Origin of the sequence: Bartonella sp. CR84HXZ (genome assembly GCF_042194535.1) — a bacterium.
GTDB lineage: Bacteria > Pseudomonadota > Alphaproteobacteria > Rhizobiales > Rhizobiaceae > Bartonella > Bartonella grahamii.
Window position 1 is genome coordinate 1 of sequence record NZ_JBHIMY010000118.1, and the last position, 722, is coordinate 722.

The following is a 722-nucleotide window of genomic DNA, read 5'->3' on the forward strand; positions in this document are numbered from 1 at the left end:
ATCATCGAGATTAATAAGCCGCGGATATCATCGCGTGCTAAATTACCACCACCGTCACTTTCTTTGACTAAAAGGGTCATTTGTTCGAAGGCTGCAAGTGCTGTTGAGGCGTGGACGGTTGTAATGGAGCCGGGGTGACCAGAGTTGACATTACGGATGTAGTAAAAGGCTGTACCATCACGCAGCTCTTGGAGAAGGATTCTGTCGGGGCGCATGCGTAAGCCAGATTCAAGCAGTTCTTTTGCACCTGCTTTTGCTAAGCCTTGGTTATCTTTTGAATAAAAGAGCTGCACTTTGTTGGCGTGCGGAACGACAAGTTCTGGCGTGTCTTCAATGGTGAGAATTCGTTCATATTCAGGGATTTTTGCAATTAAAGCTTTAGAGAGGGTTGTTTTCCCAGAACCGGTTTTTCCAGATATTAAGATATTTTGTTGTGTAATAACGGCTCTCTCTAAAAAGTTGCAAAAATCTTTGGCCAGAAACAAATCTGTTAGTTTTTTGTCTGTATCAGAGAGTTCGGATAACCGTTCTGTCATTTGTTGCGCGGGTGTGAAGCTGGTGTTTTGGGCGACAGAAAACAGATTGTTTTCATGTAAACTTTCAAGAGAAAAAGTGCGTGATGAAGGTTTACGAATGGTCATGCTGATGGTATTGGCTGCAACTGCTGGAGGCATAACAATTTGTATGCGTTCGTTGTTTGGCAGTGTTGCGGAGAGAACGGG

General features: G+C 43.9%; 1 protein-coding gene. It reads right to left on the reverse strand.

Features of this window, described 5'->3' with window-relative positions; translation table 11 throughout:
• A partial coding sequence (virB11, locus tag ACFIKD_RS09700; protein WP_375647944.1) for a P-type DNA transfer ATPase VirB11 occupies window positions 1-722 on the reverse strand: 722 nt, incomplete at both ends.